The 20000-nt window shown below is 61.8% G+C and carries 13 protein-coding genes, 18 tRNA genes, 1 rRNA gene and 1 riboswitch (2 of these 33 cut by a window edge); of the genes, 5 read left to right on the plus strand and 27 right to left on the minus strand.

The genetic code is table 11. The features are described from left to right. From NYE40_RS19695 to gcvH, 6 genes are all read right to left on the minus strand, one after another. Positions 1 to 1240 carry the 5' portion of an ABC transporter ATP-binding protein gene (locus tag NYE40_RS19695; protein ID WP_028598522.1) on the minus strand. It extends 803 nt beyond the left edge of the window, so the window shows 1240 of its 2043 coding nt (coding positions 1-1240); it begins with the start codon at positions 1238 to 1240; its stop codon lies beyond the left edge, outside the window. A gap of 66 nt (positions 1241 to 1306) precedes the next feature. Then, positions 1307 to 3052, minus strand: a complete 1746-nt coding sequence (locus NYE40_RS19700; protein ID WP_339278826.1) for an ABC transporter transmembrane domain-containing protein — start codon at positions 3050 to 3052, stop codon at positions 1307 to 1309. Positions 3053 to 3596: 544 nt separating this feature from the next. Continuing rightward, positions 3597 to 4079, minus strand: a complete 483-nt coding sequence (locus NYE40_RS19705; RefSeq protein WP_028598524.1) for a DUF4188 domain-containing protein — start codon at positions 4077 to 4079, stop codon at positions 3597 to 3599. A 67-nt stretch (positions 4080 to 4146) separates the two neighbouring features. Next, positions 4147 to 4689 (minus strand): TetR/AcrR family transcriptional regulator, encoded by a 543-nt coding sequence (locus NYE40_RS19710; protein ID WP_028598525.1) that lies wholly within the window; start codon positions 4687 to 4689, stop codon positions 4147 to 4149. A gap of 157 nt (positions 4690 to 4846) precedes the next feature. Next, positions 4847 to 6268 (minus strand): DHA2 family efflux MFS transporter permease subunit, encoded by a 1422-nt coding sequence (locus NYE40_RS19715; RefSeq protein ID WP_339280081.1) that lies wholly within the window; start codon positions 6266 to 6268, stop codon positions 4847 to 4849. A gap of 307 nt (positions 6269 to 6575) precedes the next feature. Beyond that, complete coding sequence (gene gcvH, locus NYE40_RS19720) at positions 6576 to 6965, minus strand: glycine cleavage system protein GcvH (RefSeq protein WP_028598527.1); 390 nt, start codon at positions 6963 to 6965, stop codon at positions 6576 to 6578. A gap of 158 nt (positions 6966 to 7123) precedes the next feature. Next, positions 7124 to 7227, plus strand: a riboswitch (glycine riboswitch). A gap of 257 nt (positions 7228 to 7484) precedes the next feature. On the opposite strand from gcvH, the gene gcvT reads away from it, so the two are divergent. The 3 genes from gcvT to gcvPB are packed head-to-tail and all read left to right on the plus strand — an operon-like array spanning position 7485 to position 11516. Then, positions 7485 to 8609 (plus strand): glycine cleavage system aminomethyltransferase GcvT, encoded by a 1125-nt coding sequence (gcvT, locus tag NYE40_RS19725; RefSeq protein ID WP_339278827.1) that lies wholly within the window; start codon positions 7485 to 7487, stop codon positions 8607 to 8609. Positions 8610 to 8619: 10 nt separating this feature from the next. Further along, on the plus strand, positions 8620 to 9999 hold the full coding sequence (gcvPA, locus tag NYE40_RS19730) for an aminomethyl-transferring glycine dehydrogenase subunit GcvPA (protein WP_339278828.1): 1380 nt from the start codon (positions 8620 to 8622) through the stop codon (positions 9997 to 9999). A gap of 35 nt (positions 10000 to 10034) precedes the next feature. Next, positions 10035 to 11516 carry an aminomethyl-transferring glycine dehydrogenase subunit GcvPB gene (gene gcvPB / locus NYE40_RS19735; protein WP_339280083.1) on the plus strand — a complete coding sequence of 494 codons (1482 nt, stop codon included), beginning with the start codon at positions 10035 to 10037 and terminating at the stop codon, positions 11514 to 11516. 120 nt (positions 11517 to 11636) lie between these two features. On the opposite strand, the gene NYE40_RS19740 is transcribed toward gcvPB, so the two are convergent. Further along, positions 11637 to 12473 (minus strand): alpha/beta hydrolase, encoded by an 837-nt coding sequence (locus NYE40_RS19740; RefSeq protein WP_101808137.1) that lies wholly within the window; start codon positions 12471 to 12473, stop codon positions 11637 to 11639. Between the two features lie 126 nt (positions 12474 to 12599). Between NYE40_RS19740 and NYE40_RS19745 the strand changes: the two genes are divergently transcribed. Beyond that, the gene (locus NYE40_RS19745; RefSeq protein ID WP_028598532.1) at positions 12600 to 13430 is read left to right on the plus strand and encodes a lipoate--protein ligase family protein; all 831 of its coding nucleotides are present in this window, start codon (positions 12600 to 12602) and stop codon (positions 13428 to 13430) included. A 10-nt stretch (positions 13431 to 13440) separates the two neighbouring features. On the opposite strand, the gene NYE40_RS19750 is transcribed toward NYE40_RS19745, so the two are convergent. Continuing rightward, entirely contained in the window at positions 13441 to 14814 is a 1374-nt protein-coding gene (locus NYE40_RS19750; RefSeq protein ID WP_028598533.1) for an ATP-binding protein, read from the minus strand. 475 nt (positions 14815 to 15289) lie between these two features. Here NYE40_RS19750 and NYE40_RS19755 point away from each other — a divergent pair, with 475 nt between their 5' ends. Then, a complete protein-coding gene (locus NYE40_RS19755; RefSeq protein WP_194843427.1) occupies positions 15290 to 16645 on the plus strand; it encodes a dipeptidase in 1356 nt (451 codons plus the stop codon). Positions 16646 to 16800: 155 nt separating this feature from the next. Here NYE40_RS19755 and NYE40_RS19760 read toward each other — a convergent pair. The 19 genes from NYE40_RS19760 to NYE40_RS19850 all read right to left on the minus strand — a co-directional run. Next, a tRNA-Gly gene (locus NYE40_RS19760) sits at positions 16801 to 16874 on the minus strand. Between the two features lie 6 nt (positions 16875 to 16880). Then, positions 16881 to 16957: transfer RNA gene (locus NYE40_RS19765), tRNA-Pro, on the minus strand. Positions 16958 to 16966: 9 nt separating this feature from the next. Then, positions 16967 to 17043: transfer RNA gene (locus NYE40_RS19770), tRNA-Arg, on the minus strand. A gap of 3 nt (positions 17044 to 17046) precedes the next feature. Then, positions 17047 to 17121, minus strand: a tRNA-Gly gene (locus NYE40_RS19775). 3 nt (positions 17122 to 17124) lie between these two features. Further along, positions 17125 to 17211: transfer RNA gene (locus tag NYE40_RS19780), tRNA-Leu, on the minus strand. A 46-nt stretch (positions 17212 to 17257) separates the two neighbouring features. Next, positions 17258 to 17343, minus strand: a tRNA-Leu gene (locus NYE40_RS19785). A 16-nt stretch (positions 17344 to 17359) separates the two neighbouring features. Continuing rightward, a tRNA-Lys gene (locus NYE40_RS19790) sits at positions 17360 to 17432 on the minus strand. Positions 17433 to 17436: 4 nt separating this feature from the next. Continuing rightward, a tRNA-Gln gene (locus NYE40_RS19795) sits at positions 17437 to 17511 on the minus strand. A gap of 12 nt (positions 17512 to 17523) precedes the next feature. Then, positions 17524 to 17599: transfer RNA gene (locus NYE40_RS19800), tRNA-His, on the minus strand. Positions 17600 to 17614: 15 nt separating this feature from the next. After that, positions 17615 to 17687 (minus strand) — tRNA-Thr (locus tag NYE40_RS19805). 10 nt (positions 17688 to 17697) lie between these two features. Continuing rightward, positions 17698 to 17774: transfer RNA gene (locus NYE40_RS19810), tRNA-Asp, on the minus strand. Between the two features lie 4 nt (positions 17775 to 17778). Then, positions 17779 to 17855: transfer RNA gene (locus NYE40_RS19815), tRNA-Met, on the minus strand. 8 nt (positions 17856 to 17863) lie between these two features. Continuing rightward, positions 17864 to 17939, minus strand: a tRNA-Val gene (locus NYE40_RS19820). Positions 17940 to 17943: 4 nt separating this feature from the next. After that, a tRNA-Glu gene (locus NYE40_RS19825) sits at positions 17944 to 18018 on the minus strand. Between the two features lie 20 nt (positions 18019 to 18038). Next, a tRNA-Ser gene (locus tag NYE40_RS19830) sits at positions 18039 to 18126 on the minus strand. 19 nt (positions 18127 to 18145) lie between these two features. Then, positions 18146 to 18233: transfer RNA gene (locus tag NYE40_RS19835), tRNA-Ser, on the minus strand. A gap of 3 nt (positions 18234 to 18236) precedes the next feature. Then, positions 18237 to 18312 (minus strand) — tRNA-Asn (locus NYE40_RS19840). A 10-nt stretch (positions 18313 to 18322) separates the two neighbouring features. Beyond that, a tRNA-Ala gene (locus NYE40_RS19845) sits at positions 18323 to 18398 on the minus strand. Positions 18399 to 18490: 92 nt separating this feature from the next. Beyond that, positions 18491 to 20000: ribosomal RNA gene (locus tag NYE40_RS19850) — 23S ribosomal RNA — on the minus strand (it continues 1420 nt past the right edge of the window).

A 20000-nucleotide genomic window follows, 5' to 3' on the forward strand; every position in this document is an offset into this window, starting at 1 on the left:
CGAAGACGCGTCCTGCGGATACCCGCGCCGTCTCCAGGTTCGTCAGCTGGTTGACGATGCCGACGATCGGCTGGAACATCCGGTTCATGTAGTCGATGAAGGCGTACATGACGCCGACAGTCACCAGCTTGCCGAGATCGTCTCCCCAGAACATCCAGAGCGCGATCAGGAAGATGATGTTGCGGATGACGTTGACGAGGTTGTGCGACGTCCAGGCGTCTACCTTGAGCAGCTTGATCTTATAGGAGAAGAACTCGTCGTTCATCTGCTGGAACTCCTCGGCCGTCTTGCGCTGGCGGCGGAACGCGCGGATGATGCTCATGCCTTGGATCGATTCGTTGATCATCGCGTTGATGTCGCTCAGCTTGGCCCGGATGATGCTGTTGTACCGGCCCGCCACGCGACGGTAGAAATAGATCCAGAGGATCAGGATCGGAATCATCGGCAAGGCGAACAGCGCCATGGTCGGACTGAGGACGAACAGCGCTCCGAGAATCGCCGCCATATAGATGATGCCGCTGAAGAAATTCGCCAACACCGCGACGAAAAGCTCGCGCACCGCTTCGGTATCGTTCGTGATCCGGGAGACGACCTTGCCTGCCGGCAGATTGTCGAAATAGTTCACCGGCAAGCGCTGCGTATGGGCGAACACGTCCTCGCGCATGCGCTGCACGATCCGGTTGGCCGTCGTCTGCAGCATGAGCTTCTGCCCGTAGGTGAAGAAGGCCGCGATGATGAGAAGGCCGAAGTAGGCGGCCGCCAGCTGCAGCAGCGGGCGGATCTCCGGTTTGTAGAAAGCGTACACCTGCTCCCGGCTCATCGCTTCGACCGGCGTCTCGATGGAGCCTGCGCCCGTCCTGACGGTCAGCACGCCGTCCGCGACCGCAGCGTCGCTGCCCTCCGGCAAGGCGTCGGGATAAGCGTAGAAGCTCATCCCCTCCTGCACGATGGACAGGCGCCCTGCCCCGCCTTCGCCCGGCTCCAGCCGGTCGATCCGCTTGTAGGACATTCCGTCGTACGCGACGGAATCTTTCGTGCCCGGCTCGACCTCGACCCAGGTCCGCTCGATGCCGAGGATGTTGTTGTCGATCATCCGCTTCGCCAGCAGCGGGCCGACCATTTCGGCGCACACCGCCAGCGCCAGCAAGACAAGGGCGATCAAAATGGGCTTTTTATAAAATAAGGCATATCTCAGCAGCCGCTTCCCCGTTCCGGGACCTGCTGTCGTCGTTTCGGTCATGCTCGCTCACCTTCTTTGCTTCGAACTGAATGATGATCTTTCCTTGCCTGGCCGGCCTTCCGCCGATCAGGACTCCACATAGGCCTCCAGCTGCTGCCGGTCGTACTGCTCCCGGTACCAGCCGCCCTGCTGCAGCAGCTCGTCATGCGTGCCGCGCTGCACGATGCGGCCGTCGTCGAGGACGAGAATAAGCTCCGCGTGCTGCACGGCGGACAGGCGATGCGTCGTGATGATCGTCGTCTTGCCCGCGCGCTCCGTACGGATTCCTTCGATGATCTCCGCCTCGGTCTTGGCGTCGACCGCCGACAGCGCGTCGTCGAGCAGCAGAATCTCCGGATCGGCGATCAGCGCCCGTGCGATGCTCACCCGTTGCTTCTGCCCGCCGGACAGGGCGACGCCTTTCTCTCCGACGAGCGTCTCGAGCCCTTCCGGAAGGAACAGGATGTCCTTGGCGAACGACGCCCGGACGAGCGCGCGCTCGAGATCGGCGTCGGTCGCGTTCTCGCTGCCGAACAGGATGTTCTCGCGGATCGAGCGGGAGAACAGGATCGGCTGCTGCGGCACGTAGCCGAACCAGCCGTGCAGGCGGTCGAGCGGCAGCCGGTCGATCGACTCGCCGCCGATCGTCAGCTCTCCGCTGCCCATCGGGTACTCGCGGATCAGCTGCTTGAGCAGCGTCGTCTTGCCGCTGCCCGTACGCCCGACAACGCCGAGCGTCGCTCCCTTGGGCAGCGAGAAGCAGATGTCCTTCAGATTATCCTCCGGGGACGAAGGATAGCGGAACGTGTAGTTGTTCAGCTCGATCGCGCCCGGCGCTTCCAGGTCCGATAGTTCGCCTTCGTCCTGCACGTCCGCGCGCGCGCCAAGCGTCTCCTCGACCCGGTCGAGGGAAGCGTTGCCTCGCTGAAGCATGTTGATGAGCTCGCCGATGGCGAACATCGGCCAGATCAGCATGCCGAGGAAAATATTGAACGAGATCAGATCGCCGAGCGTGATCTCGCCTTGGAACACGAGCACGCCGCCGTACACCAGACCGATAATGTAGCTGAGTCCGACGAGAATCTTGTTGACGGGCTCGAACAAAGCGTCGATCTTGGCGACCGCGATGTTGCGCGACAGCACCTCGCTCGTCTTGGCGTGGAACCGGTCGCGGTCCGCCGACTCCTGCACGTAGGCGCGGACGACGCGCACGCCGGATACGGACTCCAGCACCTCGTCGTTCAGCTCGCCGAACGCGTCCTGGGCTTTCATGAACCGCTCGTGGATCAGCTTGCCGAAGATGCCCATGACGATCGCGATGATCGGCAAAGGCAGCAGCGCCGCCAGCGTCAGCTTCCAGCTGATGAGCACCGCCATCATGAAGAGGATCGTCAGCATGAACGCCGTCGAGTCGATCAGCGTCAGGATGCCGAAGCCCGCTGTCACCGAGACCGCCCACAGGTCGTTCGTAGAGCGCGCCATCAGGTCCCCGGTGCGGTTGCGCTCGTAGAAGGTCGGGGTCATCTTGAGGAAATGCCCCATCAGCTTGCCGCGCAGCAGCCGCTCCAGCACGTTCGCCCCGCCGAACAGACGGGACATCCAGATGTAGGTGACGAAGTAGCTGATCACCGTAATGGCGAGCCAACCAGCGACGATCAGGAAAAACCTGTCGTTCGCCAGCGTGCCCTGGCTGATGCCGTCGACCGTGTAGCCGAGCAGCTTCGGAGGAAGCACCTCGACCATGCCGACCAGCACCAGCAGCGTAATTGCGATCGTGTATCGTTTCCATTCGAGCCGGAAAAACCAGCCCAGCTTGCCAATGACGCTGAACAAAATCCCACCTCGTCTTTCGGGCGGCCGCCTCGGAAGAGGGCCGCCGGTTTCATCGATTGTCGGTTCGGATCATCCATGCCGAAAAAAAGACGCATCGCCCGTAAGCGATGCGCCTGGAGCCCGGCGGCCGCTGATCCGCGTCCGTCCGGGAAAGGACGAACGATGCGGAGCAAGGCGGCCGAGCCTGATGGAAGCGCAAGGTTACAGGAACGTAACCGCGCGCGAGGATGATCGAATGATCCTCATTCTGCCGCAGGATTACGCTTCAAGCCGAATTCAAACGATTGATGGCGATCGGTCGTCGTTTGCATCGTAATCCTCCTCGGAATGGGTTTCGCAAAGCCCAGCCGCCTCGCGGCCGGAGTCCACTTTGCCAATTTATCACCGCCTCGCGGCATCCGTCAATGCCCCGAACGCTGCCAGTTTGGCTATAGCCGTTTGTTACCCGGAGGACACCTGCCTGCTTGCAGGCTCCCTTCTACTATCTCAGGCAGCGGAGCCGGGCGGAAGGGTGGCGATCCGACTGCGGCAGGGGGAATATTCTCTAGTTCAGGCCTTTATCGGCCTTAAGGCGCTCCCGGGAATCATGGCGTCCCTTGCCGACCGGCATATGGCTGCCCGCTTTGGCCAGCAGCGTGCGCGGCATGTTCACGTAGATGCTTTCCGAGCATCCCGGCTCGATCAAATAAGTCTCATGGAACACTCCGACCGTCCCGTCGTTTCCGACCGCGCGGTTGAACCGCTGCCATGCCTCCAGATGCTGTCCTTGGCGCGCATAGCGCTCCAGCTGCTCGTAGGTCCGCCAGTATTGGATTGTCGTCACGCCGCGCGCTCCGAGCAGCAGCTCATGGCTGATGAAGCCGAGCTCCGGATGCTGATGCAGCTCCTTCAGCATCGGCGGCATCGCCTTCGCGACCGGCAGCCATTTATGCACCGCGAGCAGCTTGTTGATCCTCATGCCGATGATGAAAACGACAAACGATCCTTCCATCTCCGCCGTGAATCTTCCCGGGTAAATCTGCGTCATGTCAATCCGCTCCTTTATTTATTAATCAATAAATACATGTCCGAAAGAAAAGCCGCATCGCTGCGGCTCAGCCTTCAAACGAGGACTCCATGCAGGCCAGCATCTGCTCTTGCAGGGCCAGAAGCTCCGCGAGCGCGATCGCCAGGCCCATGCCGATGAACGAAATGGCCTTGAACTCCGGGTCCGGCAAGCCTGCCCGGCGGAAGCGCTCCCCGATTCGCCGATGGATGAGTGCGAACTCCTCGCTGACGAAATTTCGGATCGTCGGGTCCGAGATCGCATGGGCCGTCATGCAGAGCAGCACCTCGCTGCGGCAGCCGCTGGCGAGCAAGCCGTAAAACGCCTGGCCCATCGCTCCCTCCAGCTCCGCCGCCGGCGCATCCACCTCGGCGAACGCCGACTTGATCCGCTCCGCCGCGCTCTCCAGGACGGCGAGGTACAAGGCTTCCTTCGACTTGAAGAAATGGAACACATAAGGCTGGGTTACGCCTACCGCGCGGGCGACATCCGCCGTTGTCGTCTTGTAATACCCCTGCTCGGCAAACAATGCTGCCGCTGCATCCAAAATCTGACGCCGACGGTCTCCCGCTTCCCCTTTTGCTGGTGTCATCCTCGTCTCCTTTTATTTATTAATTAATAAATAACCGATTCGAACCCAGCTGTCAACTGGCTCTCGCATCAGCCTGTCTCTAAATATGGAAAAGCCCGCATCCTCTAGGATACGGGCTGATCTGCGGCAGAGCAAGCCGAATGCCGGCATTGCTCCGTCAATGCATCGGACCTTGCGGACCGCCTTCCGGGCTGCTGACCTTGACGCGCTTGATGAAAAAGGAAAGCAGGAGGCCAAGCCCGGCGAAAGCGATCGTCATCAGAAACGCGCCTTGCACGCCTTGCGTCATCGCTTGCGGCAGCTTGCTCAAATAATCCGCCGGCGCGATGCCGTTGTCGGCATAATACGCTTTTTGGCCGGCGCTCAGGACGCTGATCGCCAGCGCGGTGCCGATCGCTCCGGCCACCTGCTGGAGCGTGTTCATGATCGCCGTGCCGTCCGGATAAAGCTCGCGCGGCAGCTGGTTGAGGCCGTTCGTCTGGGCCGGCATCATGATCATCGAGATGCCGATGAACAGCAGCGAATGCAGCACGATGATCTCGCCCTTGGACGTCGTCGGCTCGATGCCGGTCATGAGCCAGAGGATGGCGATGACGAGCACCAGCCCCGGGATGACGAGCCAGCGCGGCCCGTACTTGTCGAACAGGCGGCCCATGATCGGCGACATCAGGCCGTTGACGAGCCCTCCCGGCAGCATCAGCAGGCCGGCCGCAAGCGGCAGCAGCCCCATGCCCGTCTGCAGATAAATCGGAAGCAGCATGACGGTCGAGAGGATGATCATCATCGAGACGAAAATGATCAGCGTTCCCATCGTGAACATCGGATAGCGGAACGCGCGCAGATTCATCATCGGCTGCTTCATGCGCAGCTGGCGGAGGATGAACAGCAGCAGCCCGACCGCGCCGAGAGCGATGCCGATGATGACTTTGGGGCTGCTCCAGCCATGCTCCCCCTCGCCCGCGCTGCTGAAGCCGTAGACGATGCCGCCGAAGCCGATGCTCGACAGCGCGATGGACAGCAGGTCGATGCGCGGACGGGTCAGCTCGGACACGTTGCGCATGAAGACGATGCCGAAGATCAGCGCGAATACGAGCAGCGGCAGCGCCGTCCAGAAGATCGTCCGCCAGGACGAGTACTCCAGGAACAGGCCGGCGATCGCCGGACCGACAGCCGGCGCGAACATGATGACGAGGCCCATGATGCCCATCGCCGTTCCGCGGCGATGCGGCGGGATGATGACGAGCACCGTATTGAACATGAGCGGCAGCAGCAGGCCGGTGCCGACCGCCTGGATGAGACGGGCGACGAGCAGCACCTCGAAGCCAGGTGCCAGCGCGGCGAGCAGCGTGCCGACGATGGAGAACGACAGCGATGCGATGAACAGCTGGCGCGTCGTGAACCATTGAAGCAGCAGTCCCGAGACCGGAACGAGAATAGCGAGCACGAGCAGGAAGCCGGTCGTCAGCCATTGAATGGTAGCCGGCTCCACATTGAAGAGAGCCATCAGCTCGGTAATGGCGATGTTCAGCGCGGTTTCGCTGAACATGCCGATGAAGCCGCTGATGAGCAGCGCGGCCATGATCGGCACGACTTTGAATTGCGGCGCTTCTTCCTGCGGGGAAGCGGCGGCCGACAGCGTTTGTTCCACAGTGGTCCCCTCCTAGGCTTTTTCAGCCTTTGTCTAGTCTGGTTCGACCGAGGCCGGCATGGCCTATGGCCGGCAGGTCCTTTTCATCTTACCCATATTGGACCGGCGAGAGCAATTAATGATTTTGTTTACAGTCATTCTTTACCGAAAAAAGAAATGAAAAAAAGGGATGGGGCATGCCCCATCCCTGCTTCCGATCTTGCGCGGGAGCCGATTGCCTCCCGGAACGCGCGCCTGGTCAGTCGGTCCGCCCGGCGTAAGCGTCGGCGTCCAGCAGCGACGCCACGAGCTCGGCCGCGCTGCCGTCCGTCTCGATCTCAAGCATCCAGCCGCCGTCGTAAGGCTCCGAGTTGACGAGCTCCGGCGAATCGGAGAGCGCGTCGTTCACCTTCGCCACCGTGCCGCTCACCGGCGCATAAAGGTCCGATACCGTCTTGACCGACTCGATCGTGCCGAGCGGCTGTCCCGCTTCCACCCGATCGCCGGGCCGGGGCAGCTCGACAAAAACGATATCGCCGAGCTGATGCTGCGCATGGTCGGTAATGCCGATCCGGACGGCGTTCTCTCCCGCTGCGGATGCCCATTCATGCTCCTCCGTGTAGCCCAAGCCTTGACGAATCTCACTCACTGGACGCTCATCCTTTCTCCTCGGCCTCGAAGAGCCGTCTATGCGGAAAGCGTAAACGATGGGCGGGAAGCCTGTCAATCTTTGCCGTTCCCGGAGCGAATGGTTATTGACACCGGGTTGTCCGATCCGGCAAACTGGAAGAGATCGTAAATAAGCGGATGAGCGCAGCGGGAGAGATCGCCGGCAGTTCAAGGCGGCGCCGAAGGAGTAACCTTGACGTAGCGCAGGGGAATCTCTCAGGCAAAAGGACCTCTGCAGGACGCGACTCTGGAGAGAACGAGCGCTTTTTCGCGTCCGGCAGCATGCCGGCGGGCGGTCGTCACCAAAGGGGAAACCTGCCGCCGGCAGGCCGAAGCGATTCGGTGGATCGGCATCGGGGCAACTCTCAGGTACAAGGGACAGAGCGGAAAACGAGCCGGCAGGCATGTCTTCGGACAGCCTGACCGCGTTTTCCGCCCTGTCCTTTTTTTGCGGATCGACAATTTCGCCACACGACTGAATCGCGAGGAGGAACCTTGCATGGCCAACCTGCGCACGACTCCGCTCCGCCCCGTCTATGCCGAGACCGGCGAGCCGCGATGCATCGACTTCGGAGGCTGGGAGCTCCCGGTGCAGTTCAGCGGCATCATCCGGGAACACGAGGCCGTCCGCCAGCGGGCCGGCCTGTTCGACGTGTCGCATATGGGCGAATTCCTCGTCACGGGGCAATTCGCCGCCGACTTCCTGCAGGCGGTCACGACCAACGACGTCCGCCGGCTGCAGGACGGAGAAGCCCAGTATACGCTTCTCTGCCGTCCGGACGGCGGCGTCGTCGACGACCTGCTCGTCTACCGCATCTCTGAAGACCAGTATCTGCTCGTCGTCAATGCCTCCAACATCGAAAAGGATCTCGCCTGGCTGCAAGAGCATCTGATCGGCGACGTGACGATCGAGGACCGCTCGGACGAAACGGCGCTGATCGCTCTCCAAGGACCGCTAGCCGCCGAGATTCTCGCCCGCTGCACGGACGCTCCGTTTGCCGAGCTCAAGCCGTTCCGCTTCCTGCGGGAAGCCGACGTATGCGGCGTCAGGACGCTGCTCTCGCGCACCGGCTACACCGGCGAGGACGGCTTCGAGCTGTACGCCGCCTCCGGCGATGCCGTGCGCCTGTGGCGCGGCCTGCTGGCGGCAGGGGCTCCGCTCGGCCTGGAGCCGGCGGGGCTCGGCGCCCGCGATACGCTGCGGCTCGAGGCGAAGCTCGCGCTGTACGGCCAGGAGCTGTCGGCCGACATCACGCCGCTCGAGGCCGGACTCGGCCTGTTCGTCAAGCTGGGCGGCGAACCGTTCGTCGGCCGCGACGCGCTGCTGGCGCAAAAAGCGGCCGGCGTCCCTCGCCGCCTCGTCGGCATCGAGCTGCTGGAGCGCGGCATTCCGCGCTCTCATTATCCTGTGTACAGCGGAGAGACGCGCATCGGAGAGATCACCTCCGGCACGCAGTCCCCGACGCTGAGGCGCAGCCTCGGGCTGGCGCTGATCCAGGCCGAATACGCCGCGGTCGGCACCGAGCTTGAGGTCGAGATCCGCGGCAAACGGCTGAAGGCTGCCGTCGTTCCCGCCCCATTTTACCGAAGAACGGCGCCGCCGGCCCGAACCGACAAGGAGTGAGCCCTCAACGATGACCCGTCCGCACCGCTACATCCCGATGACCGAGCAGGATCAGGCTGAGATGCTGGAGACGATCGGCGTCTCCTCGGTCGAAGAGCTGTTCCGCGACATCCCTGCCTCCATCCTCTATTCCGGCACGCTGCCGATGTCCGGCGCACTCGACGAATGGTCGCTGATGCGCCATCTCAAGCAGCTCGCCGGGCGCAATGCCGACGCCGACACGGCCGTAAGCTTCCTCGGCGCCGGCCTGTACGACCACCATATCCCGGCCGTCCTGCCGCATCTGGCCGGACGCTCCGAATTCTATACCGCGTACACGCCTTACCAGCCGGAGATCAGCCAAGGCGAGCTGCAGGCGATCTTCGAGTTCCAGTCGTACATCTGCGAGCTGACCGGCATGGCCGTCGCCAACGCGAGCATGTACGACGGCGCGACCGCGCTCGCCGAAGCGGCAGCGCTCGCCTCCGCCCATACTCGCCGCAAGCGCGTCGTCGTCTCGCGGGCCGTGCATCCCGAAGCGCGCGAGATCGTGCGCACGACGGCGCGCGGGCTTGGGCTCGATGTCGTCGAGGTCGGACTGCGGGACGGCCTGACCGATCCCGAGGCTCTGGCCGCGGCGGTCGACGATTCGACCGCCGCCGTGCTCGTGCAGTCGCCGAGCTTCCTCGGCACGGTCGAGGATCTCTCCGTGCTCGGCACGCTCGCCCATGAGTCCGGTGCGCTGTTCGTCGTCAGCGCCAATCCGCTCTCGCTCGGCCTGCTGGAAGCGCCGGGCGCGCTCGGCGCGGACATCGTCGTCGGCGACGCGCAGCCGCTCGGCATCCCGAGCTCGCTCGGCGGCCCGACCTGCGGCTACTTCGCCGTCGCCGAGCCGCTCATGCGCCGGATGCCCGGCCGCATCGTCGGCCAGACCGTGGATCGGGACGGCAAGCGCGGCTTCGTCCTGACGCTGCAGGCGCGGGAGCAGCATATCCGCCGCGAGAAAGCGACGAGCAACATCTGCTCCAACCAGGCTCTGCTCGCCCTGTGCGCCAGCATCTATCTGAGCGTCATGGGCAAGACGGGCTTCCGCAAGACGGCGGAGCTGAATCTGCGCAAGGCGCGCCATGCGGCCCGGACGCTCGGCGGGCTGAATGGCTTCTCCCTTTCCTTCGCCGATACGCCTTTTTTCAACGAATTCGTCGTCAAGCTTCCCGAAGGAACCGACCTGCGCCAGCTCGAGCTCGCGCTGCTGGAAGAAGGCTTCCTCGGCGGCTACGACCTCGGCCGGTCGTATCCCGAGCTCGCGGGGCATATGCTCGTCGCCGTCACCGAGAAGCGGACGCGCGAGGAGATCGAAGCCTTTGCCGCCGCGCTCGACCGGCTGACCCGAAAGGAGGCGCTGACATGAGCCAACCGAATCCGACCCCAGAGCGTCTGGCCGAGATGCGGCTCGCCGGCTCCATCGACGTGAAGCCCGAAAAGGCGCTCATCTTCGAGATGAGCCGAGCAGGACGCGAGGCGTTCTCGCTGCCGCCATGCGACGTACCGGAGGACGAGGAGCTGGCCGGGCTGCTGCCGAACGGCCGGCTTCGCCGGAATTCCGCTTCGCTGCCGGAGGTGTACGAGGTCGATGTCGTCCGCCACTATACCGAGCTTTCCCGGCGCAATTTCGGCGTGGACAACGGCTTTTACCCGCTCGGCTCCTGCACGATGAAGTACAACCCGAAAATCAACGAGGACGCGGCCAAGCTGCCCGGCTTCGCCCGCATCCATCCGTACCAGCCGGAGGAGAGCATCCAGGGAGCGCTACAGCTGCTCCATACGCTGCAGGACGATCTCGCCGCGCTGACCGGCATGGACTTCGTGACGCTGCAGCCCGCCGCCGGCGCGCACGGAGAGTGGACCGGGCTCATGATGATCCGCGCCTACCACGAGAGCCGCGGCGAAGCGCGCTCCAAGGTCATCGTGCCGGACTCCTCCCATGGCACGAATCCCGCCAGCGCCACGACCGCGGGATTGGAGACGGTGACGATCAAGTCGGGCCCCGACGGCCTCGTCGACCTGGATGCGCTGCGCGCCGCCGTCGGCGCGGATACGGCCGCCCTCATGCTGACGAACCCGAGCACGCTTGGCCTGTTCGAGGAGCAGATCGTCGAGATCGCCGAGATCGTGCATGAAGCCGGCGGCCTGCTCTACTATGACGGCGCCAACTCCAATGCCATCATGGGCATCGCCCGTCCCGGCGACATGGGCTTCGACGTCGTGCATCTCAACCTGCACAAGACGATGAGCACCCCTCACGGCGGCGGCGGTCCGGGAGCGGGTCCGGTCGGCGTCAAGGCGCATCTCGTCCCGTTCCTGCCCAAGCCCGTCGTCGCAAAGCGCACGGACGGCAGCTACTACTTCGACTTCGACCGGCCGCAGTCGATCGGCCACGTCAAGTCGTATTACGGCAACTTCGGCATCCTCGTCCGCGCCTACACGTACATCCGCTCCTACGGTCCGGAGGGGTTGCGCCGAGTGAGCGAATGCGCGGTGCTGAACGCCAATTATATGATGGCACGCCTTGCCGAGGCATTTGAAATTCCGTATCCTGGCGTCTGCAAGCATGAGTTCGTCCTGTCGGGACGAGGGCTCAAGGCGTACGGCGTGCGGACGCTCGATGTCGCCAAGCGGCTGCTCGACTTCGGCTATCACCCGCCGACGATCTACTTCCCGCTCAACGTGGAGGAGTGCATCATGATCGAGCCGACCGAGACGGAGAGCAAGGAGACGCTCGACGGCTTCATCGACGCCATGCTGCGCATCGCCCGCGAGGCGCGGGAGACGCCGGAGCTCGTCATCAACGCTCCTTATACGACCGTCCTGCGGCGGCTCGACGAGACGCTGGCCGCGCGCAAGCCCGTTCTCAATTGCTCCTGCTGAAAAAAGCTTCTCCGGAGAGGATTCCTCTCTGGAGAAGCTTTTTTGGTCGATGCGGCGGCGGCATCCGCTCCATTCCGCGTCAAAGGGCACTCGATGCCCTCCCGCCTCCTCGCATGCGGCTCAGCGCGGGCCTGTCAGCTCCAGCATCGCCTCGACGATCGCCGGCCAATCATCCGGATGGATCTCATGACCCGCTCCTTCGAGCGGCAGCAGCCTGGCATTGGAAAGAGCGTGCTCTAGCGCGAGCCCATGTGCGTAAGGAAGGACCGGATCCTCCGTTCCGTGGACGATCAAGGCGGGCTGCCGGATGTCTTCGGTGCGCGCCACATCCTCTTCTCCCCCGCCCAGGAGCATATGGTTGCCCATGCTCGGCAGAGATTCGGCAAGGCTGATTTCCTGACGGACGAGCCCGCGAATTCTGGACTCGTCGAGTTTCCGCTGGCTTCCGACGATCAGTCTCCATTTTTCAACGCCGAACTGTTCCGCCGCATGAGCGTCCGACAGATCCAGGGAAGCGGACCGGGTGAAGAACTCGATCACCTTGTCTTCCATCGCAGGAAGGCCTTCCGTGTAATTCGAGCTCGCGATCAGCGTCACCGTCAGCACCCTCTCCGGATGCCGGACAGCCGCCAATTGGCTCAGATAGCCGCCCAGCGACATCCCCGCCAGATGAGCTTTCTGAATGCCGTATGCATCAAGGACCCGCATCGCATCATCTGCCATATCCGCCATAGTGTAGCCCATCGTTCCTAGCGGCCAGCTCGACGACCTTCCCGTATCCCGGTTGTCGTACCGGATGACGAACCGTCCTCCTGCCGCCAGAAGCTCGCAGAATTCCTTTTCCCACAATACCATCGAGGCCTGCGAGCCCATGATCAGCAACAGCGCCGGATCTCCAGGCTTGCCGAATGATTCCGTCTGCAGCTTCACTTCGTCGGCTTGAATGAGTCGTTCCATGTCCATTCCTCCATTGGCTGATGCCCTTACCATTGCCGCGGTTCGCGTGAACTCCATCCCGCGGTATGATACAGTTTAAGAATCATCTTCATTTTACGATTGGCATAGGAAGGAACGTTTCCGCTCATGATCCATAACCGCTTCCCCGGCCTGCTCCTGCTCGACCGCATGGACGACTGGTCCGAGCCGGACGTCCTCTACTCGTTCGCGCTGGACGAGCTGCTCTGCCGGCGCGTCGGAGCGGACGGCGTGCCCGTCCTCCATCTGTGGCGGCATCCCGCCGGCTTCGTCATGGGACCGCGCGACAGCCGTCTGCCGGAAGCCGCGCGCGCTTCCCGCGAGCTGGAGCGGCTCGGCCTCTCGGTCGCCGTCCGCAACTCCGGCGGCGCCGCCGTGCCGCTCGATCCCGGCGTCGTCAACGTCTCGCTCATCCTGCCGCTGCAGGGAAAGGCATCCGCCCGCTTCGAGGACGACTTCCAGCTCATGTACGAGCTGATCGCCGCCGCCCTCGCCGACACCGGCGTCCAGGTGGACAAGGGCGAGATCGTCGGAGCCTATTGTCCGGGCGATTACGATCTCAGCGTCGGCGGACGCAAGTTTTGCGGCATCGCCCAGCGCCGGCTGTCCAAAGCCTATATCGTCCAGGCGTTCGTCAATGCCGGCGGCTCCGGCGAGGAGCGAGGCCGTCTCGTCCGCCAATTTTACGATGCCGCCGCCGGCCCCGGCGCCGCGAGCTATCCGCTCGTCGAAGCGTCGGTCATGGCGAGCCTCGAAGAGCTGGCCGAGCTATGGCCGGATGCGCCGCGCCTGTTTGCCGAAGGAGCCGCCAGCGTCGCGCTCGGCCCGCGGACGGAGCAGCAGGCCCGATTGCCCGAGAGCCGGCTACCCCGGCCAGAGGAGATCCGGGAGCTCGCCGCGACGATGCGGTCCCGCTACCCGATCGGTCCTGCGCAGTAGACAGCCGAGCTCATGCGAAAAATCCGACTTTGCCCGAACCGGAAGCGGACATCCAGCTTCCGTTTTTGGCATGCTCGATTTCCTGCCGAATCGCGCGGAGCAGGGGCTCCGTCTCGACTCGCCCTTGTTCCTGCCAGCAGAACGCGGCTGCCGCGACCAGCTCCTCCAGCTGCGCATAGGAAAAGCCTTTCGTCCGGTCGGCCAGCTCCTCCAGCTGCCCGTCGCCGAACAGCAGGCCGCGGCTCTGCCGCTGGAGGAACTCCGCGCGGCATGCGCGGGTCGGCTCGGCGACCTCGTACGCGCGGTCAATGCGCCCCGGTCTTCCGATCAGCGCCGGATCCACCAGTTCGGGGTAATTCGTCGTCGCGATCAGATAGATTCCTTCGTGCGTCCGCAACCCGTCCAGCTCGCCCAGAAAGACGGAGCGCAGCTCCGGCCGCAGCCCCTCCAGGTCCTCGATGATGAGCAGCATCGGCGCCATCTCCGCCGCCCGCTTCAGCATCTCCCGAATGCTCTCCGTGCTCGTATGCTCCGAAAGCTGCCAGCTCATCGCCGGCACGCCCGCCTTCGAGGCGAGCGCCCGGACGAGGCTGGTCTTTCCGTTGCCCGGCTTGCCGTAGAGCAGCATCCCCCGCCGGTAGGCCAACCCGAACTGCTCGTAGAACGCTCCCCCCGATTGAAAGAAAGACGATACCGACCGTTCCAGCTCCAGCCGCAGCGAGTCCTGCACCGGCTCCCAGCGCTCGATCCGATGCGGCGCCAGCTCCGACACCGTGCCTTCCTCGCCATCGCAGCAGAGCAGCAGCTTGCCGGTCATCCGGCTCCGAAGCCGTTCGCGGGCATGAACAAGGAACCGCCGCAGCGACTCGTCGCTCTCGGCGAACAGGTAAGGCTCGAGCGACCGGCCGATCACGCGCGGCATCGGGAGCCGGACGAGCGCCACCTTCCATTCCGGGTAATAAAACAGATGGTTGTCGAGTGACGGATAGATCCGGATCTCAGCCGAGTCCCGCTTGACGCTTCGGCTTTCCATCGTTTCGAAGACTCGCGCCAGCACTTGCAGCTCGGCGTTTTCTTCGGCGAGATCCTGCTCCAGCAGGCTCCAATAAAGCTCCAGCTGATCCTCGTCCTTGTACACCGCGAATTCCGATCCGCATCGAGCTTGCAGCAGATCGCGGATCATGCGCAGCAGCTGCCTGAGCTCCTGGGCCGATGCCGCCGATGCGGAAGGTCCGGCGGATCCATGGTCGCCGGCAACAAGCGAGCGCGGCGGCGATCCGGCAGCAGCCCTCGGGACCGGCACCGCCGATCCGGCGGCAGCCGCCGGGATGCGGGCGAGGTTCTCCCCTCCATTCCCGCCGTGAAGATTCCAGTCATTGATCACGTTTCATTCACCTTTTCTTTCCTGATCTAGGGGGATATTTCAAGTCGAAGCGTACAAAAAAAGCCACGGACTCCGTCCGTGACTTGAAATCGCCTCAGGCTCCGCATGGCAGCAAAGGACGCGTCTGTCCTTCCTGCATCCTCATGCCGTTACAGCCCTCGCCGCGTTCCCGTCCGTGGAGACCTCCGGTAAATCATGCTCCGGTCCTTTGCCATTGCTGCCGCTGCAGCTCTCTTCGCCATCTTCATCATCTCCGAACGCCTCCTCCTGTTTGTCGTTACCTGTATTCTAGGACGCGGACCTTGTCCCCGTCAATGAGCGGAGGCGGTAGAAAATGGATTAGGCTCTTTTCCCCCTCGAGCTTCCGCGCTCTGCCGCGTTGTCTCGACCGCTTCTTATCGCCTTGCCCCAGGGGTATAATAAACCTATCCGATTTGCCTGCGGCAAACCGTCTTAATCAAGGAGGTACATACCGATGTCCTATGAGACTTATTTCAGCACCCGTCGGGAGGAGCAGCTCGAGGAGCTGATGCAATGGCTGCGCATACCGAGCATCTCCGCCATCTCGGCCCACGCGGGAGATATCCAATCCGCGGCATCCTGGCTCGCCGATACGCTTCGCCGCGCTGGGCTCGAAAACGTCGAGATCATGCCGACAGCCGGCCATCCCGTCGTCTACGCCGATTATATCCATGCTCCCGGCAAGCCGACCGTGCTCGTCTACGGCCATTATGACGTGCAGCCCGTCGATCCGCTGAACCTATGGCAATCGCCTCCGTTCGAGCCGGAGATCCGCGAAGGCAAGCTGTATGCTCGCGGCGCGACAGACGACAAAGGCCAAGTCTTCCTCCACATCAAAGCGATCGAGGCCATTCTTCGCGAGGAAGGCACCCTTCCGGTCAACCTCAAGCTTTGTCTCGAAGGCGAGGAGGAAATCGGCAGCCCGCATCTGCCTGCTTTCCTCGAGACGCATAAGGACAAGCTCGACTGCGATGCGGTGCTCGTCTCCGACACATCGCTGCTCGAGCGCGGACGTCCCGCGATCTGCACCGGCCTGCGCGGCCTCTGCTCGATGGAGGTCGCTGTCCGGACCGCCAATACCGATCTTCACTCCGGCACATACGGCGGCGCCGTTCCCAATGCCTTGCATGCGCTTGTCGAGCTGCTCGCTTCCCTCCATGATCCGGACGGACGCGTCGCGGTCGACGGCTTCTATGAGGGCGTGCCGGAGCTGTCTCCTCTCATGCGCGAGGAATTCGCCAAGCAGGGGGTCGATGAGGACAAGATCCGCACCGGCCTTGGCCTGGATGCCCTGTACGGAGAAAAGGGCTATACGTTCGTCGAGCGCGTCGGAGCCCGTCCGACGCTGGAGCTGAACGGCGTCTATGGCGGCTTCCAAGGGGAAGGCACCAAGACGGTCATCCCGAAAGAAGCGCATGCGAAAATCACCTGCCGCCTCGTCGGGGACCAGGATCCGCAAAAAACGCTCGACCGCATCGAGAAGCATCTGAAAGACCGCGTTCCATCCGGCGCCCGCTTGACCGTCAAGCAAATCGAACGAGCCTTCGCGTTCAATATCGATCCGTCCCATCCGATCCTGCAGAAGGCTGCCGACGCTTACGGCCGCGTCTACGGCACCCGCGCCTTGTTCACCAAGGACGGCGGCTCCATTCCGATCATGGCCGCTTTCTCCCGCGTGCTCGCCGCTCCGGTCGTGCTCATGGGCTTCGGTCTCGACGACGAGAACCTTCATGCCCCGAACGAGCACTTCAACCTGGAGAACTTCGACAAAGGCTTGCTTACGGTCGTGGAATTCTTGAAGTCTCTGTAAGGACCTTTGGACCATCCCGTAGAAAGCCTTAAAAACTAAGGGCTGTCCTGCGAAGTCGTCACGTCGACTTTGCGGGACAGCCCTGTTTCTTTGCGGTATTTAGCCTGAAAATAAAAAAGGCCTTGCCGCTGGGCAAGACCGTTCGTATTCACAGATGGAGCGGGTGATGGGAATCGAACCCACGCTATCAGCTTGGAAGGCTGAAGTTCTACCATTGAACTACACCCGCAAAAAATGGTCGGGATGACACGATTTGAACATGCGACCCCCTGGTCCCAAACCAGGTGCTCTACCAAGCTGAGCTACATCCCGTTGTATAAATGGCGTGCCCGGAGAGATTCGAACTCCCGACCTTTTGATTCGTAGTCAAATGCTCTATCCAGCTGAGCTACGGGCACGTATGGAGCGGAAGACGGGAATCGAACCCGCGACCCTCGCCTTGGCAAGGCGATGCTCTACCGCTGAGCCACTTCCGCAGATGGTGCGGTCAAGAGGACTTGAACCTCCACGTCATTGCTGACACTAGAACCTGAATCTAGCGCGTCTGCCAATTCCGCCATGACCGCATGATAAAAGGTGAATCTTGTTTCGCCTGGCAGGGCGAAAGGAAAATGGTGCGGTTGAGAGGACTCGAACCTCCACGGGCGTACGCCCACTACCCCCTCAAGATAGCGTGTCTGCCATTCCACCACAACCGCATATGAAGTTGAAAAGTGAGCCATGAAGGACTCGAACCTTCGACACCCTGATTAAAAGTCAGGTGCTCTATCAACTGAGCTAATGGCTCTTAATGGCTGGGGATCCAGGGTTCGAACCTGGGAATGACGGAGTCAAAGTCCGTTGCCTTACCGCTTGGCTAATCCCCATCAGGAAATCAATGGGGCGATCGAGGGGAATTGAACCCCCGAATGCCGGAACCACAATCCGGTGCGTTAACCACTTCGCCACGATCGCCATGGATATAATCCATGCCGCCGAGAGGACTTGAACCCCCAACCTACTGATTACAAGTCAGTTGCTCTACCAGTTGAGCTACAGCGGCAAAGAATAAATGGCGGAGCTGACGGGATTCGAACCCGCGGTCTCCTGCGTGACAGGCAGGCATGTTAGGCCTCTACACCACAGCTCCATATTGGTTGCGGGGACAGGATTTGAACCTGTGACCTTCGGGTTATGAGCCCGACGAGCTACCGGACTGCTCCACCCCGCGGTAGTTCATGGTGGAAGCTGAGGGGATCGAACCCCCGACCCTCTGCTTGTAAGGCAGATGCTCTCCCAGCTGAGCTAAGCTTCCATGTTGGTGACCCGTAGGGGATTCGAACCCCTGTTACCTCCGTGAAAGGGAGGTGTCTTAACCCCTTGACCAACGGGCCGTATGAAGTTGGAGAAAGAACGGAGAGAGAGGGATTCGAACCCTCGCACCACTTACGCAGTCTAACCCCTTAGCAGAGGGTCCCCTTGAGCCACTTGGGTATCTCTCCAAATCAAGAAATGTTGCTACGGAGAAGGAGGGATTCGAACCCTCGATACGCGGTTAACGTATACACGATTTCCAATCGTGCTCCTTCGACCACTCGGACACTTCTCCTTATGGCTCCCCGAACAGGACTCGAACCTGTGACAACTCGATTAACAGTCGAGTGCTCTACCAACTGAGCTATCAGGGAACAAAAAGCATGGTGGAGCCAAGGAGGATCGAACTCCTGACCTCCTGCTTGCAAGGCAGGCGCTCTCCCAGCTGAGCTATGGCCCCATATGTAAGTATGTAAGCCTTGCGTTCTCAAAGCTTGCGCCCTGAAAACTGGATCGAACGAAATGCCGTGCTGACCGGCTGTTCTTGCTAAGTAGGATAAGCCCTCGACCGATTAGTACTCGTCAGCTGCACACGTTGCCGCGCTTCCACCTCGAGCCTATCGACCTGGTCGTCTTCCAGGGGTCTTACATACTGGGAAATCTCATCTTGAGGGGGGCTTCGCGCTTAGATGCTTTCAGCGCTTATCCCGTCCGTACGTAGCTACCCAGCGGTGCTCCTGGCGGAACAACTGGTACACCAGCGGTACGTCCATCCCGGTCCTCTCGTACTAAGGACAGCTCCTCTCAAATTTCCTACGCCCACGACAGATAGGGACCGAACTGTCTCACGACGTTCTGAACCCAGCTCGCGTACCGCTTTAATGGGCGAACAGCCCAACCCTTGGGACCTACTTCAGCCCCAGGATGCGATGAGCCGACATCGAGGTGCCAAACCTCCCCGTCGATGTGGACTCTTGGGGGAGATAAGCCTGTTATCCCCAGGGTAGCTTTTATCCGTTGAGCGATGGCCCTTCCATTCGGTACCACCGGATCACTAAGCCCGACTTTCGTCCCTGCTCGACTTGTTGGTCTCGCAGTCAAGCTCCCTTATGCCTTTGCACGCTTCGAATGATTTCCAACCATTCTGAGGGAACCTTTGGGCGCCTCCGTTACATTTTAGGAGGCGACCGCCCCAGTCAAACTGCCCGCCTGACACGGTCCCTTCACCGGTTTCACGGTGACAGGTTAGAACTCCGATACGATCAGGGTGGTATCCCAACGGCGCCTCCTCCGAAGCTGGCGCTCCGGCTTCCTAGGCTCCCACCTATCCTGTACAGATCGTACCAAAGTCCAATATCAAGCTGCAGTAAAGCTCCATGGGGTCTTTCCGTCTTGTCGCGGGTAACCTGCATCTTCACAGGTAGTAAAATTTCACCGGATCTCTCGTTGAGACAGCGCCCAAGTCGTTACGCCATTCGTGCGGGTCAGAATTTACCTGACAAGGAATTTCGCTACCTTAGGACCGTTATAGTTACGGCCGCCGTTTACTGGGGCTTCGGTTCACAGCTTCGGGTTACCCCTAACCGCTCCCCTTAACCTTCCAGCACCGGGCAGGCGTCAGCCCGTATACTTCGCCTTACGGCTTCGCACAGACCTGTGTTTTTGCTAAACAGTCGCTTGGGCCTTTTCACTGCGGCCCCCTCGGGCTATTCACCCTACCGAGGCACCCCTTCTCCCGAAGTTACGGGGTCATGTTGCCGAGTTCCTTAACGAGAGTTACTCCGCGCGCCTTAGCATGCTCTGCTCGCCTACCTGTGTCGGTTTGCGGTACGGGCACCTTCGCCTGGCTAGAAGCTTTTCTTGGCAGCCGGAGATCATGACCTTCGGTACTGTAAGTTTCCCTCCCCATCACAGCCCAGCCTTACGGTTTGCGGATTTGCCAACAAACCAGCCTCACTGCTTGGACGGACACATCCATCGGTCCGCGTCACTACCCTTCTGCGTCACTCCATTGCTCATAACGGCTTACGGTGGTACAGGAATATCAACCTGTTGTCCTTCG

This window comes from Paenibacillus sp. FSL W8-1187 (genome assembly GCF_037965485.1).
Lineage (GTDB): Bacteria > Bacillota > Bacilli > Paenibacillales > Paenibacillaceae > Paenibacillus_O > Paenibacillus_O pasadenensis.

What these genes read in the sequence shown, in the direction of transcription:
- NYE40_RS19705 (WP_028598524.1), bottom strand. Translation starts at nt 4,079, where the DNA reads ATGACGCAGATTTACCCGGGAAGATTCACGGCGGAGATGGAAGGATCG.
- NYE40_RS19710 (WP_028598525.1), bottom strand. Translation starts at nt 4,689, where the DNA reads ATGACACCAGCAAAAGGGGAAGCGGGAGACCGTCGGCGTCAGATTTTG.
- NYE40_RS19715 (WP_339280081.1), bottom strand. Translation starts at nt 6,268, where the DNA reads ATGGCCGCGCTGCTCATCAGCGGCTTCATCGGCATGTTCAGCGAAACC.
- gcvT (WP_339278827.1), top strand. Translation starts at nt 7,485, where the DNA reads ATGGCCAACCTGCGCACGACTCCGCTCCGCCCCGTCTATGCCGAGACC.
- gcvPA (WP_339278828.1), top strand. Translation starts at nt 8,620, where the DNA reads ATGACCCGTCCGCACCGCTACATCCCGATGACCGAGCAGGATCAGGCT.
- gcvPB (WP_339280083.1), top strand. Translation starts at nt 10,035, where the DNA reads ATGCGGCTCGCCGGCTCCATCGACGTGAAGCCCGAAAAGGCGCTCATC.
- NYE40_RS19740 (WP_101808137.1), bottom strand. Translation starts at nt 12,473, where the DNA reads ATGGAACGACTCATTCAAGCCGACGAAGTGAAGCTGCAGACGGAATCA.
- NYE40_RS19745 (WP_028598532.1), top strand. Translation starts at nt 12,600, where the DNA reads ATGATCCATAACCGCTTCCCCGGCCTGCTCCTGCTCGACCGCATGGAC.
- NYE40_RS19755 (WP_194843427.1), top strand. Translation starts at nt 15,290, where the DNA reads ATGTCCTATGAGACTTATTTCAGCACCCGTCGGGAGGAGCAGCTCGAG.